Origin of the sequence: Arthrobacter oryzae (assembly GCF_003634095.1) — a bacterium.
GTDB classification, from domain to species: domain Bacteria; phylum Actinomycetota; class Actinomycetes; order Actinomycetales; family Micrococcaceae; genus Arthrobacter; species Arthrobacter oryzae.
The window spans coordinates 198,773-213,239 of sequence record NZ_RBIR01000004.1 but is presented as its reverse complement, the minus strand read 5'-3'; the positions used below and the strand labels follow the sequence as shown (position 1 = coordinate 213,239).

Annotated in this window: 11 protein-coding genes; 9 read left to right on the top strand and 2 right to left on the bottom strand. The window is 69.5% G+C overall.

Annotated elements, in window-relative coordinates:
• The first annotated feature begins 90 nt into the window (after positions 1–90).
• The 6 genes from nirB to C8D78_RS11115 all read left to right on the top strand — a co-directional run bounded on the left by nirB (position 91) and on the right by C8D78_RS11115 (position 7,316).
• Positions 91–2,790 carry a nitrite reductase large subunit NirB gene (gene nirB / locus C8D78_RS11140; RefSeq protein ID WP_425266690.1) on the top strand — a complete coding sequence of 900 codons (2,700 nt, stop codon included), beginning with the start codon at positions 91–93 and terminating at the stop codon, positions 2,788–2,790.
• A 2-nt stretch (positions 2,791–2,792) separates the two neighbouring features.
• Entirely contained in the window at positions 2,793–3,827 is a 1,035-nt protein-coding gene (gene cobA, locus C8D78_RS11135) for a uroporphyrinogen-III C-methyltransferase (protein WP_120953670.1), read from the top strand.
• Between the two features lie 8 nt (positions 3,828–3,835).
• Positions 3,836–5,044 (top strand): uroporphyrinogen-III synthase, encoded by a 1,209-nt coding sequence (locus C8D78_RS11130; RefSeq protein ID WP_120953668.1) that lies wholly within the window; start codon positions 3,836–3,838, stop codon positions 5,042–5,044.
• Between the two features lie 242 nt (positions 5,045–5,286).
• Positions 5,287–6,180: an FAD-dependent oxidoreductase gene (locus tag C8D78_RS11125; RefSeq protein ID WP_120953666.1), complete on the top strand. Its 894-nt coding sequence runs from the start codon at positions 5,287–5,289 to the stop codon at positions 6,178–6,180.
• Positions 6,181–6,339: 159 nt separating this feature from the next.
• Entirely contained in the window at positions 6,340–7,038 is a 699-nt protein-coding gene (gene deoC, locus C8D78_RS11120) for a deoxyribose-phosphate aldolase (protein ID WP_120953664.1), read from the top strand.
• A 53-nt stretch (positions 7,039–7,091) separates the two neighbouring features.
• Positions 7,092–7,316, top strand: a complete 225-nt coding sequence (locus C8D78_RS11115; RefSeq protein WP_120953662.1) for a hypothetical protein — start codon at positions 7,092–7,094, stop codon at positions 7,314–7,316.
• A gap of 95 nt (positions 7,317–7,411) precedes the next feature.
• On the opposite strand, the gene C8D78_RS11110 is transcribed toward C8D78_RS11115, so the two are convergent.
• Positions 7,412–8,242, bottom strand: a complete 831-nt coding sequence (locus C8D78_RS11110; protein ID WP_208641936.1) for a metal-dependent hydrolase — start codon at positions 8,240–8,242, stop codon at positions 7,412–7,414.
• A 4-nt stretch (positions 8,243–8,246) separates the two neighbouring features.
• Entirely contained in the window at positions 8,247–11,933 is a 3,687-nt protein-coding gene (gene mfd / locus C8D78_RS11105) for a transcription-repair coupling factor (protein ID WP_120953660.1), read from the bottom strand.
• A 200-nt stretch (positions 11,934–12,133) separates the two neighbouring features.
• Between mfd and C8D78_RS11100 the strand changes: the two genes are divergently transcribed.
• The 3 genes from C8D78_RS11100 to C8D78_RS11090 are packed head-to-tail and all read left to right on the top strand — an operon-like array spanning position 12,134 to position 14,431.
• Entirely contained in the window at positions 12,134–13,660 is a 1,527-nt protein-coding gene (locus tag C8D78_RS11100) for an SDR family oxidoreductase (protein ID WP_120953658.1), read from the top strand.
• Positions 13,661–13,707: 47 nt separating this feature from the next.
• Entirely contained in the window at positions 13,708–14,205 is a 498-nt protein-coding gene (locus C8D78_RS11095; RefSeq protein WP_120953656.1) for a DUF2505 domain-containing protein, read from the top strand.
• 4 nt (positions 14,206–14,209) lie between these two features.
• Positions 14,210–14,431: an SCO4848 family membrane protein gene (locus C8D78_RS11090; RefSeq protein WP_120953654.1), complete on the top strand. Its 222-nt coding sequence runs from the start codon at positions 14,210–14,212 to the stop codon at positions 14,429–14,431.
• Positions 14,432–14,467 lie beyond the last annotated feature (36 nt).

Sequence of the window (14,467 nt, the reverse complement as noted above, 5' to 3'; positions counted from 1 at the left end):
ACATAAGGGAAACTGAAGCGAAATTCCCTTTGCCTAGTCTGGAACGACAAGCTGCAGAGCACCGTCTGCGGCCCATGCGAAAGGCCCACCGTGACCGGACACCCCTCAAGCCACCCGAACCAGGGCGCAGCCAATGCAGCCAATGCAGCCAGCGCCGCACCGCGCCGCATTGTGGTGGCCGGTGGCGGCCCCGCCGCGCACCGCTTCGCCGAGGCCATGCACGCCCGCGGGCTCGATGGATGGCACGTGAGCGTCCTTACCGAGGAAGCCCACCTCCCCTACGACCGCGTGGCGTTGAGCAAGGCCCTGACCGACGGCGACGTGGACCTCACCCTGGGCAGCGCCTCCATGTGGGACCACGAGGCCCTGGACCTGGTGACCGGCGAGCGCGTCGTCAGCATCGACGCCGCCGGCAAGACCGTCACGTCCGCGGCCGGCACCGTCTATCCGTACGACGAGCTCGTCGTCGCCACCGGCTCGGACGCGGCGCGCCTGCCCATCCCGGGCGCCGAACTCACCCATGTGTACCGCACCCTCGAGGACGTCTGGTCCATCAACAAGGCCATTGCGGACCTCACCGCGAAGCTTGGGCGCAAGGTCAACGCGGTCACCATCGGCGGCGGCCTGCTGGGCCTGGAGTCGGCGGCCGGCACCGAGCAGCTCGGCGCCACGCCGATCGTCATCAACGGCTCCCCCTGGCTCATGAACACCCAGCTGGACGAGGGGGCCGGGCAGTCGCTTGGCCGGCTCATCGAGGCCAAGGGCTTCACCGTCCACGGCGGCGTGTTCCCCTCCGAGGTGCTCTCCGACGACGACGGCCAGGTGACCGGCGTCCTGATGGCGGACGGCCGCGTCGTCGACGCCGACATCGTGATCGTCGCGATTGGCGTGCGGCCCCGCGATGAACTGTTCCGGGCAGGCGAGGGTGCAGTCCAGCAGTTCCAGCTTGGCCAGCGCGGCGGCGTGGTCATCTCCGACGACTGCTCCACCGAGGTGCCCGGCATTTGGGCGATCGGCGAGGTCGCCAACTTCGGCGGCATGTGCCTGGGCCTCGTGGCCCCGGCCAACACGATGGCCGAAATTGTCGCGGACCGGCTGCACGGCGGGGACGCGACCTTCCCCGGCTTCGACACGGCCACCAAGCTCAAGCTCTCCGGCGTCGACGTCGCGAGTTTCGGCGACGCGTTCGCCCGCACGGAGGGCGCGCTCGAGATCGTTTACGCCGACCCGGCCCGCGGCGTCTACCAAAAGATCGTCACCACGGACGACGCCAGAACCCTCCTCGGCGGCATCTTCGTCGGCGACGCCGCCCCCTACACCTCCCTGCGTCCGATGCTGGGCCGCGAGCTGGCCGCCGAGCCCGGCGCGTACCTCACGGCGGCCGGAGGCGGCGACGCCCCGGAAACCGAGCTTCCGGACGATGCCACGCTGTGCTCCTGCAACAATGTCACGGCCGGAACCATCCGGGACGCCATCAACGGCTGCGGCGCCTGCGACGGCAACGCACCCGTCCAGGAGCTCGGCGAGCTCAAGGGCTGCACCCGCGCCGGCACCCAGTGCGGGTCCTGCGTGCCGATGCTCAAGAAGCTGCTGGAAAGCGAACTCACGAAGTCCGGCGTCGAGGTCTCAAAGGCGCTGTGCGAGCACATTGAGCTGTCCCGGCAGGAACTCTTCGAGACCATCCGCGTCCTGGAACTGACGTCCTTCGAGCAGGTCATGGCCAAGTACGGCACAGGCGACGGCTGCGATATCTGCAAGCCGACCATCGCCAACATCCTGGCCAGCCAGAACAGCGCCTACGTCCTGGACGCCGGGCGCGGCACCCTGCAGGACACGAACGACCGCGCCCTGGCCAACATGCAAAAGGACGGCACCTACTCGGTGGTCCCGCGCATCGCCGGCGGCGAGATCACCCCGAAGAAGCTCGGCGTGATCGCCGCGGTGGCCGAGCAGTACGGCCTCTACACCAAGATCACCGGCGGCCAGCGGATCGACATGTTCGGCGCCCGGCTGGAGCAGCTTCCGGAAATCTGGAAAGTGCTCGTGGACGCCGGGTTCGAATCCGGCCAGGCCTACGGCAAGAGCCTGCGCACCGTGAAGTCCTGCGTCGGCTCGACGTGGTGCCGCTTCGGGGTCCAGGACTCGGTGGCCATGGCGATCCGGCTTGAACTGCGTTACCGCGGCCTCCGCAGCCCGCACAAGCTTAAGATGGGCGTCTCCGGCTGCGCCCGCGAATGTGCCGAGGCCCGGGGCAAGGATGTCGGCGTCATCGCCACCGCGGACGGCTGGAACCTGTATGTCGGCGGCAACGGCGGGGCCACCCCGGCGCACGCCCAGCTGCTGGCCAAGGACCTGGACGACGAAACCCTGATCAAGTACATCGACCGCTACTTCATGTACTACATCCGCACCGCCGACCGCCTGCAGCGCACCGCGCGCTGGCAGGAAGAGCTCGACGGCGGCATCAAGCACGTCGAGGACGTGGTGGTGCATGACACCCTCGGAATCGCCGCGGACCTGGAGGCCGCCATGGCCAAGCACGTTGACACGTACGTCGACGAATGGGCCGACACCCTGAAGGATCCCGAGCGGCTGCGCCGCTTCCGCTCCTTCGTCAACGCCCCGGACCAGCTCGACGACTCCATCACCCTCGTCCCCGACGAGCGCGGCCAAATGCGCCCCGCCACGGCAGAAGAGAAGGCGCTGGCTGCCCGGCAGCCGGTCCTGATCGGGGCGTCCATTCCGGTCCGCGCCGCCACCCCGGCACCGCTTGACGAGAACGAGGCATAGCCATGCAGCTCACCATTGACCTCACCGGACGCGAAGTCCTGGTCACCGGCGCAGACCACGCCGCGCGCCAGGCCGTGCGGCGCTACGAGGCGGCCGGCGCCGTCGTGTACCGCCTCAGTACCCCGCAGGGCGCCGGCGTGGACGGTCCGCTGCCCGAGCGCCCGTTCCTGGTGGCGGCGATCGAGGACGGCCAGCCCGGCTGGGACGCCCTCCTGGACCGCTGCCGCGCCACCGGTATTCCGGTGGCGGCCGAGCCGGCGGCCGGCCCGGCGGGACACGTCACGCTGGTCGGCGGCGGGCCCGGGACCACCGAGCTGCTGACCGTCGCGGCCGTGGCGGCGCTACGGGATGCCGACGTCGTCTTCTACGACCGGCTCGCCCCCTACCAGGAACTGCCGTCCCTGACCTCGGCAGAGCTCGTGGACGTGGGCAAGAAGCCCGGCCACCACAAGGTCAGCCAGGCCGACATCGAAAAGCTCATGGTCGAAAGCGCACTGGCCGGCAACAACGTGGTCCGCCTCAAGGGCGGGGACCCCTATGTCTTCGGCCGGGGAGGAGAGGAAGTCGCGTCCTGCGTCGCTGCCGGGGTCCCGGTCCGGGTGGTTTCCGGCGTCACGAGTGCCATCTCGGTGCCGGCCGCCGCGGGCATCCCGGTCACGCACCGCGAAGTCAGCCACATGTTCACCGTGGTTTCCGGGCACGCCCCGCTGACCGAGGACGAATTGAAGCACCTGGCGGGACTCGGCGGAACCATTGTGGTCCTGATGGGCATCGGCACCCTGCACCACCTCGCGGCCGGACTCCGCCGGGCCGGGATGCGGGCCGACATGCCGATGGCCGTCGTCGAACGCGGCTACCGCCCCGGCCAGCGCACCACCATCGCCGAGCTGGGCACCATCACCGCCGCGGCCGCGGGCTGCAGCAACCCTGCCGTCCTGGTGATCGGAGAGGTCGTCCGGGTGGCCGAGGCCAACCGGGGCGGCGCCGACGCCGCCGCGGAACTCGACCGCCTGGCCGCATCACTGATGGAAGCGTAGGGATCCTCATGAGCGCACTACATGCCACCGCAGCCGCTTTTCCGGAGCCCGGCGTACCCGCAACACCGCTGGCCTCCGCCGCTGGCCGGACCGGGCCGGAAGCCGCCGACGACGGGCCGGAGAAAGACCTGCCCCTGGACGGCTTCCGGATCGGCGTCACCTCGCACCGCCGCTCCCAGGACCTCATCGAGGCCCTCGAGCGCCGCGGTGCCGAGGTGCTCCACGCCCCGGCACTGAAGATCGCCCCGGTCCGGGAGGATGAAAGCCTGATCGAGGACACCCGGGCGATCATCGCTGCCCGGCCCGATCTCTGCATCGCCACCACCGCGTACGGCATGCGCCGCTGGTGCGAGGCCGCGGACACGTTTGGCATTGGCGAACAGCTGCTCGAGACCCTCTCCGCCACCCGCATGTTCGTGCGCGGGCCCAAGGCCCGCGGTGCCGTCCGCGCGGCCGGGCTGGCCGACGTCGGGATCAGCAGCGACGAAACCACCTCCACGCTCGTGGACATGCTCCTGGCCGAGGGGGTGCGGGGCAAGACGGTCGCGGTGCAGCTGCACGGCTACACCGATGTCCGGCAACTGGAGCGCCTGCGCATGTCCGGCGCCACCGTCCTGACGGTCACCCCGTACCGGTGGGTCAAGCCGGACGGGGCCGACCGGCTGCCCAGGCTCATCGAGGCCGCGGTCAGCGGCAACCTCGATGTCCTGACCTTCACGAGCGCCCCCGCCGTCGATGCGATGTGGAGCACGGCGCACGAGATGGGCGTCTACAAGCAGCTCGTCGAGAGCCTGAAGACCACCGTCGCGACCGCCGTCGTCGGGCCCATCACCGCGCAGCCGCTGCTCGACGCCGGACTGCAGCCGCTCATCCCGGAACGGTTCCGGATGGGTGCGCTGATCCGGCTGGTGTGCGAGCACCTGGCGCTCAACCACGTCCGCCGGCTGGACACCGCCTCCGGCAGCGTGGAGCTGCGCGGCCGCTCGCTGCGGATCAACGGCGAGGCGATCGAGATGGCGCCGGCGCCGCTGTTGCTGCTCCGCGCGCTGATCGGCGCCGGCGGGGCCGTGCTGTCCCGCGAAGCGCTCTCGGACCTGCTGGAACTGCGCGGTTCGGTGCATGCGCTGGACATGACCGTCAGCCGGCTCCGGTCCGCCCTGCCGGACACCCGGCTCGTTGAAACTGTGGTCAAGCGCGGCTACCGGATCCGGGTTTAACGCCACGCGGGGTCACTTAGCGCCCATGATTCGCGGCCGGATGGGCGCTAAGTGACCCCGCGTTGCTTGTTGCCGCCGTCGCGGGGGTGTGACGCACGGCATTACCGGCCGGTAAATACTGGCGAACAGACAGGGCAAAAGCGGCAACACCGGGGAAACACGCCGGAAAAATCGGCCGCCTACGCTGGGGTTCATCAAGCACACCGGCCACACGATGGCCACCCCAGCGAAAGGGCCTGCACATGTCCGCTCCGGCATTGTCTCCCACCACGTCGTCCCCGACGGCAGCCACTGCATCCACCACCGCGGCCGCGCGGCCCCGGATCGTCATCGCCGGCGCCGGCCCCGCCGCGCAGGCTCTGGTCCGCCACCTCACCCGGACCCCGTTTGCGGGCGCGATCACCGTCCTTAGCAACCGCGACGACGCGCCAGAGGAGCTGCTTGAGCTCGCCGTCCTTCCCCAGGTGTCGGTCCGGTTCGGCCAGCCCGCCAGCTACATCGACGCGGAGGACCGCCGCGTCACCACCGCCGACGGCATGGAATTCACCTACGACCAGCTCGTCATCGCCACCGGGTCCGCCCCCGCCGACGCGCCGGTGGAAGGTGCCTCGCGGTGCCTGAGCTACTCGACGATCGACGACGCCGCCCGGCTCGGCGACGCCATCAAGGACGTCACCCGGGTACTGGGCCGGCGCCCCCTGGGCATCCTCGTCGGCACGGGCTCGGCCGCCGGCCAGGCTGAGGCCGTGCTCCGGGCCCGCGGTGTCCGCCCCGTGCGCACCACCGTCCGTCCTGCCGCGGTGGTTCCCACACTCGCAGGGTCCGTTCTGCCCGCGTCCGGGATCGTCTTCGAGGACGGCTCCAGCATGAACGGCGACCTCGTGGTCCTCGCCGAGGAGCGCATTGCCCGGGACGAACTGGCCGCCACCGCCGGGCTCGCCACCGCACCAGGCGGCGGAATTTCCATCGGCCAGGACTTCCGCACTTCCATGCCGGGGATCTGGGCGATCGGTGACGCGGCAGCTTACGACGGCGTCCGGCTGGGGCTGCTCGTGGCGTCCGGTTCCGCCGCGTCGGTGTGTGCCTCCCAGTTGTTGCAGGCCTCCCTGGGCCGGCCCCTGGCGGCGGCCGCCTGACGGTCCGGAACGGCCCGTCGGGGACATCCGCCGGGCCGTTTCCTATGGCAAGATGGTCACCTGATAAGCCGCGCACCGAGCGGCGCCGCCAGGGCCCGGAGGCCCACAAGGCCCGGGAAGGGACCGCCGCGTCCCAGGCCCGCCAGGAAAGGGACCACCATGAGCCACGAAGCCGCCACCGAAGGCATGCCCGACATCGCCTCGTACATCGACCACACCCTGCTCAAGCCGGAGGCCAGCGAGGCGGAGATCCTCAAAGTCTGCGCCGAGGCGGCCGAGTACCACTTCAAGTCCGTCTGTGTGAACCCGGTCTGGGTCAAGACCGTCAAGACCGCGCTGAAAGGCTCCGGCGTGCTGACGTGCTCCGTGGTGGGATTCCCGCTGGGAGCCACGCCGAGCGACGTCAAGGCCTTCGAGGCCCGCGGCGCCGTCCTGGACGGTGCCGAAGAGGTGGACATGGTCATCAACATCGCCGCGGCCCGCGCCAATGACAAGGGCGCGCTGGTGGATGACGTCGCCACCGTCGCCGAGGCCGTCCACGAGGGCGGAGCCATCCTGAAGGTCATCATCGAGACGGCGCTGCTCAACGATGACCAGAAGGTGCTCGCCTGCCAGGCCGCCGTGGAAGCCGGCGCGGATTTCGTGAAGACCTCCACGGGCTTCAACGGCGGCGGGGCGACGGCCGCCGACGTCGCCCTGATGCGCCGCACCGTCGGCCCCGACCTGGGGGTTAAGGCCTCCGGCGGCGTGCGTTCCCTCGCTGATGCACAGGCTATGATTGCTGCAGGTGCAACACGTATTGGCGCCAGCTCCGGCATCGCGATCGTCAAGGGCGAACAAGGTTCGTCCGCGTACTGACCCGTGCCGGCAGCGCCCACAGTTTTGAGCCCCCCGGGGCCGAGGAGGAACGAATGTCCAGCAACACCACCAAGTCCCGGCAGGTCGAGAACAGCCTCGGATCCAGCATCGCGCTGTTCGTGCCGATGATGCTCCTGTTCTTGGGTGCGATCTACTCGCTGACCTTCCTCACGCTGGAGAACACCTGGCCGATGGCCGTCTGCTTGATTCTCTTCGCAGCCGCGTTCTGGATCCCGCAGACGCTGCTGGGCCGCTCGAACTCGGCCGGCGAAAACTAAGTCTTCGTTAAATGACTGAAGCCCCGGAACATCCGGGGCTTCAGTCATTTAAGATGCCAAGCATTTAAGGTGCCACGGTCATTGCCGAACCGGGCTTACCCGGGCACCATCGCGAACAGGCCCTTGACCAGTCCCGTTCCCAGCGCCAGGGCTGCCGGAAAATGGGCCTCGGCCACGGCCAGGCCGGCACCGAACATTCCCATCATGGCGTAGCCGCTGACCGGGATCAGGACGAACCATTCCCGGCGCGAGCCCGCCCGGCCCAGGAGCGGGATGGAGAACGCCCCGTTGGCCCTCCAGACGTTTTTGAGCAGCGGCAGCTTCCGCAGGGCCTTCGGCGGCTTGATCACCAGCGGCCACAGCAGCGGCACTCCCCCGGTGGTGATCATGTCCCCCGCAATGTGGACCAGCACACCGGTGAGCATCGAGACCGGCAGCCACGTCCACTGGTGCGGGGCGAACCACGTCACGAGGCCCGCCATGAGCAGCCCGACCACCCAGTTGCTGATCCAGCCGTACTTCGGAAAGAGTTTCAGCGCCTTCGCGGCGATGTTGATCATGAACATGCACAGCAGGCCGGCCCCGACTGACAGCAGCCCCCACTGGGTCTGCACCTGCAACTGACCGGCGATCATGGCCAGTAGCACGAAGAACGCCGCACCCAGCACCGAATGCGTGCCCTGCCGGTGTCCCCCGCTGACGTGCTCAATGCCGCGCGCCACCACGTTGGACAGCGGCGGCAGCGCGTGCGCCACGGTGCTGGCGCGGTGGTCCCAGTCGCAGACCAGCGCTGTCCCCGCGGTGGCCATGGCGCCGATCACGATTCCCGTCGGATCCAGCGGGTACCAGCCGAGGGCGTACGGGCCGGTCGAGGCAATGGCTACCCACGCCGCGGCTCCCGACGCGGCGTGATGTCCTCCCATCATGCGGCTATTTCACCGCCAACGGGGCATCAGAGAAAATGTTCCGGATAACGCCGTTGGCCCACTCGAGGATCTCGGCGTCCTGCAGGTCCCGGCCGCCGATCCTCGCGGTCTTGGGCTTCGGGACGAGCACCGCGTCCAGCGCAGGCTTCGCCTGCGCGCCGGGGTACATCCGGGTGAGGCGCATGAGCTTGGACTCGGGCAGCTGGGCCGGCGAGAACTTGATGAAGTTGCCCTGCAGGGCGACGTCGGACAGGCCGGCCTCGCGCGCTCCCACCCGGAACCGGGCGACGTCGATCAGGTTTGTTGCCGGAAGCGGCAGTTCGCCGTAGCGGTCCACGAGTTCTGCAAGGACCTCGTCGATCGCCTCGTAGGTGATGGCGCTGGCGAGTTTGCGGTAGGCCTCCAATCGCAGCCGTTCGCCCGGCACGTAGTCGTGCGGCAGGTGCGCATTGACCGGCAGCTCGATCTTCATTTCGGCGGCCTTCTCCTCGGCCTCGCCGCGGTATTCGGCCACGGCCTCGCCGACCAGCCTGATGTAGAGATCGAAGCCGACTCCCTGGATGTGGCCGGACTGCTCGCCGCCGAGCAGGTTGCCGGCGCCGCGGATTTCCAGGTCCTTCATGGCCAGCTGCATGCCTGCGCCGAGCTCGTTATGCGTCGCGACGGCCTTGAGCCGTTCCAGGGCCACCTCACCGAGCGGCTTCTCGGAGGGGTAGAGGAAGTAGGCGTAAGCACGTTCCCGGCCGCGGCCCACGCGGCCGCGCAACTGGTGCAGCTGGGAGAGGCCGTACTTGTCCGCGCCGTCCACGATCAGGGTGTTGGCGTTGGAGATGTCCAGGCCGGTCTCGATGATGGTGGTGCAGACGAGGACGTCGAAGCGCTTTTCCCAGAAGTCCACGATGATCTGTTCCAGCCGGCTCTCGGACATCTGCCCGTGCGCCACCTCCACCCGGGCCTCCGGGACGAGTTCGCGGATCTTCGCCGCGGTGCGGTCGATGGTGGACACCCGGTTGTGGACGAAGAACACCTGGCCCTCGCGCATCAGCTCGCGGCGGATCGCGGCGGAGGTCTGCTTGTCCGTGTACGGGCCCACGTAGGTCAGCACGGGGTGCCGTTCCTCCGGCGGGGTGGCCAGGGTGGAAGTCTCGCGGATGCCGGTCAGGGACATTTCCAGGGTGCGCGGAATCGGGGTGGCGCTCATGGCTAGGACGTCCACGTTGGTGCGCATCTTCTTGAGCGCCTCTTTGTGTTCGACGCCGAAGCGCTGCTCCTCGTCCACGATCACCAGGCCAAGATCCTTGAAGCCGAAGTCCTTGGACAGCAGCCGGTGGGTTCCGATCACGACGTCCACGGACCCGCTCTTGACGCCGTCGGCCGTCTCCTTGGCCTCCTTGCCGCTTTGGAAGCGGGACAGCGGCTTGACGACCAGCGGGAAGCCGGAGAACCGTTCGGTGAACGTCTCGTAGTGCTGCTGGGCGAGCAGCGTCGTGGGCACCAGCACGGCCACCTGCTTGCCGTCCTGGACCGCCTTGAACGCGGCGCGGACCGCGATTTCGGTCTTGCCGTAGCCGACGTCGCCGGAGATCAGCCGGTCCATCGGGATCTCGCGCTCCATATCGGCCTTGACCTCGTTGATGGTGGTCAGCTGGTCCGGGGTCTCCACGTAGGGGAAGGCTTCCTCGAGCTCCCGCTGCCACGGCGTGTCCGGGCCGAAGGCGTAGCCGCGGGAGGCCATCCGGGCCGAGTACAGCCGGATCAGTTCGCCGGCGATCTCCTTGACGGCCTTGCGGGCCTTGGACTTGGTGCTGGCCCAGTCCGCGCCGCCCATCTTGCTCAGCGCCGGGGTGTCCCCGCCGACGTACCGGGTGACCTGGTCCAGCTGGTCCGTGGGCACAAAGAGCCGGTCGCCCGGGGCTCCGCGCTTGGATGGGGCGTATTCCAGGACCAGGTATTCGCGCACCCCGTCGCCGCCCCCGGCAACCCGGCGCTGGATCAGTTCCACGAACCGGCCGATGCCGTGCTGTTCGTGGACCACGGAGTCGCCGGCCACGAGCTGGAGCGGATCGACGGCGTTCCGCCGCTTGGAGGGCATCCGGCGCATGTCCTTGGTGGACCCTGCGGAGGTCCGGCCCAGCAGGTCAGCCTCGGTCAGCAGCGCCAGCTTGAGCGGGTCCAGGACAAAACCGCGGCCGACGGCGGCGGTGGTCACCTCGATCAGCCCGGCCTGCGGGTCCGCCTCGAGCGTGTCCACCCGCGCGCAGGGGATGTCGTTGTCATGGAAGAGTTCCGCGAGGCGCTGCGCCGGGCCGGGGCCCTCGGTGACCACCACGATCCGCCACTGGTCCCGGACGCGGGAGCCGATGAAGCCCATCATTTCCGCGACGTCGCCCTGGTAGCCGCGGGGTTCCCGGGCGTGCAGGTTCAGGACGTCGACGTCGGGCAGCAGCTCCTCGTCGCTCGCCAGCGACGTGATGGACCACCAGGAGACGCCGTGGTCCAGGGCCGCGGCGCGGGTTTCGGTCAGCGAACGAAAGCTGGCCGAGTGCAGGGCCTCGGAGGCCGCGGAAGTCAGGTCGAGGGGCGCGGTCCCGCCGTCGGACGCCGTGGACCAGGCCGCCTCGAGGAATTCCTCGTTGGTGGCGGCGAGGTCGTGGGCCCGGGTGCGGACCTTCTCGGGTTCGATCACCACCGCGATGGACCCCGCCGGGAGCTGGTCCAGGAACGGCACCATGGCGTCCACCAGCACGGGCGCCAGGGATTCCATGCCCTCGACGGCGATGCCGCCGGCGATCTTTTCCAGCATGTCCGCGGCGGCCGGCAGCTGGGATTTCAGGGTGGCCGCGCGGGACATGACGGAAGGCGTGATGAGGATTTCGCGGCACGGCGGGGCATGGAGTTCGGTGGGGTGGTGCAGGCCGGGCGCGGTCAGCGAGCGCTGGTCGGCGACGGCGAACCAGCGCATCTGTTCCACTTCGTCGCCAAAGAACTCGACCCGGATGGGATGGTCCTCGGTGGGCGGGAAGACGTCCAGCATGCCGCCGCGGACGGCGAACTCGCCGCGGCGGGTCACCATGTCCACCCGCGCGTACGCGGCGTCGGCCAGGCTCTTGACGACGCTGCTGAAGGGGGCTTCCTGCCCGATCCTGAGGGTCACGGGCACCAGTTCGCCGAGGCCGGCGACGATCGGCTGCACGACGGCGCGCACGGGGGCCACCACAACGCGCAGCGCACCGGCGGCGGACGATTCGGGGTGCGCGAGCCGGCGAAGCACGGAGAGCCGCCGGCCCACGGTGTCCGAGCGCGGGGAGAGCCGCTCGTGCGGCAGGGTCTCCCAGCTGGGGAACTCGGCCACTGCGTCGGCCGGCAGGAAGGCGCGCAGCGCCTCGGTCAGGTCCTCGGCCTCGCGGCCGGTGGCTGTCACGGCCAGGACGACGGGCGCCTGGCCGCCGGCGCCGGCAGCGCTAGCTTCGGCAGGACCGGTTTGGGCTGGACCGGTTTGGGCTGCGAGCGTCGTCAGTCCGTCGGCCATTTCGGCCAGCAAGGCGGACCGCATTCCGGCCGGGGCGCTGATCTGGTAGTCCTCGCTGGGGGCGGCGAACCCGCGGGCGGCCTCGGCCTGGACCCGGGCGTAGTTCCGGTCTTCGGCGAGGACACGGCGCAAACCGGTGAGAGAGGGGCCGTTGAGGCTCATGGCGGGAGCTCCTGATGTGATCACGGGATGCAGGCAACACGAATAGCCGGAATTCGCGAGAATCCCGGGTTCTCCAAGCCTACCGCGGAGCCGGGGTGGGCCGGGCCCCCAGGGCTAAGCTGGCAAGGTGGGCCGGTCCAGGCAGTCCGCGCCGGCCGGCGCTCCGAATGGCTTATATGCGCAATGACGAAGGAGCCACAATGAACGGCACTCCCAAACCTGCACATCCCAAGACGGCACATGCCAAGACGGTGCTGGTCACCGGCGCCACCGGCTACATCGGCGGACGCCTGGTCCCCCGTCTCCTGGAGGCAGGCCACCGGGTCAAAGTCCTGGTCCGGACCCCGGCCAAGATCGCCGGCGTGCCGTGGCTGGACGACGTCGAAGTGGTCCAAAGCAGTCTCGACGACGGCGACGCCCTGCGCGAGGCGCTCGACGGCGTCGACGTCCTGTACTACCTGGTCCATTCCATGGCGGCCGGGGCCGGCTTCGAGGCCAAGGAAAAGGCGATGGCCGGGACGGCTGCCCGGGCGGCGGCCGCGGCCGGGGTAGGCCGGATCGTCTATCTCGGCGGCCTGCACCCGGCCGGTGCCGAACTGTCCACCCACATGCGCTCCCGTGAGGCCGTGGGGCAGGTCTTCCTCGACAGCCCGGTGGACGCGGTGGTCTTCCAGGCCGGCGTCGTGATCGGCTCCGGCTCGGCGTCGTTCGAAATGATCCGGCACCTGTCCGAAACGCTCCCGCTGATGCCCGCGCCGAGCTGGGTGCGGAACAAGATCGAGGCGATCGCGGTCCGGGACGTCCTGTACTACCTCGTGGCCGCGGCGTCGCTGGAAGGCCCCATCAACCGGACGTTCGATATCGGCTGCCGCGAGGTGCTCACGTACGCGGGAATGATGAAGGAGTACGCGGCCGAGGCGGGCTTGCCGCACCGGGTGGTGCTGGCGCTGCCGGTGCCCGCTCCCAGGCTGGCCGGCATGTGGGTGGCCCTGACCACCCCGATCCCGCTGTCCATGTCCCTGCCGCTGGTCGAATCGCTCCAGCACGACGCCGTCGCCCGCGAGCATGACATCGACGCCTATATCCCGGTGCCGGAGGGCGGCCTGACCTCGTACCGGCGCGCGGTGTCCCTGGCGTTGGGCAAGGAACGCGACGGGCAGGTCGAAACCACCTGGGCCAGCGCCGGCGTCGACGCCGATCCTCTGCCCAGCGACCCGGAATGGTCCGGCCACACGGTGTACATGGACGAGCGCAGCTTCGCGAGCGACGTCGACCCTAAGCATGTGTGGACCGTCATCGAAGGAATCGGCGGCCGGAACGGCTGGTACTCGCTGCCGCTGGCCTGGCAGGTGCGCGGCTGGCTGGACAAGCTCACCGGCGGGGCGGGACTGCTCCGCGGCCGCCGGCACCCGCATCTGCTGGCGGAGGGCGAGGTGGTGGACTGGTGGCGGGTTGAGCGGATCGACCGCGGCCGGCTGCTCCGGCTTCGGGCCGAAATGCGGGCCCCAGGCCGGGCCTGGCTGGAACTTTCCGTGGAGCCCGACGGCCGCGGCAGCCGCTACCGCCAGCGGGCCATCTTCTTCCCCAAGGGCCTCAGCGGCCGCCTGTACTGGCTGGCTGTGCTGCCGTTCCACAGCGTCATATTTCCCGCCATGTCGCGGAACATCACCGCCGCGGCCCGGGAGCTGCAGACCCTCGAATCGGAGCCTGCCGCGCACACCACGTAAGATGTTGGAGCCCGAAACGTCCACTTCCACACCACGGAGGACCCCCTATGGCCCTGAGTGCATCCACCACCGTTCCGCACAGCGTCGACCGCGTAACCGCGGTTTTCGTCAATGAAGACTTCCTGCGCCACACAAGCGAGCTCGTCGGCGGCACCCTGGAATCCTTCGCCCTTGACGGAGATCCTGCCGGCGCCTTCAGCACCACCACCGTGCGGACCATCCCCACCACCCGGATGCCTGACATCGCCCGGAAATTTGTCGGCGAAAGCCTGAAGGTGACCCAGCTCGAGGCCTGGGAGGCTCCCGCCGCCGACGGTTCCCGGCAGAGCAAGATCTCGCTCAAGGTTTCCGGCGCGCCGCTGGATGTGAACGCTGTCCAGCGTCTCGTGTCCGACGGCGGCAGCACCCGGATCGAGCTCGAGGGCAACGTGACCTCCTCGGTGCCGTTCCTGGGCGGCAAGATCGCCGACGCCGCCGAGCCGATGGTCGGCAAGGCCCTGAACCTGCAGTCCCAGCAGGCCCAGGCCTGGCTCGAGAGCCACTGACGCCATGGAACTGCCCGCGTTCCTCGCCGTCGTCCTGATTATCGCCGGAGTCTGGTCCCTCGCGGTCTGGCCGCAGTTCCTGCGCCGGGTCATGAAGGACCCGCGCGCCCGCGACGCCAACGGCAAGGCCACGCGCTTCCTGACCGTCCACGTGGTCCTCGTCAGCATCTCGATGCTGCTGGGGGCCGCGACGGCGGCGATCGGCATCGTCGGCCTCCTCGCCTAGCGTCCGGCACACCGGCGGAAATGCCCGCCGGTGTGC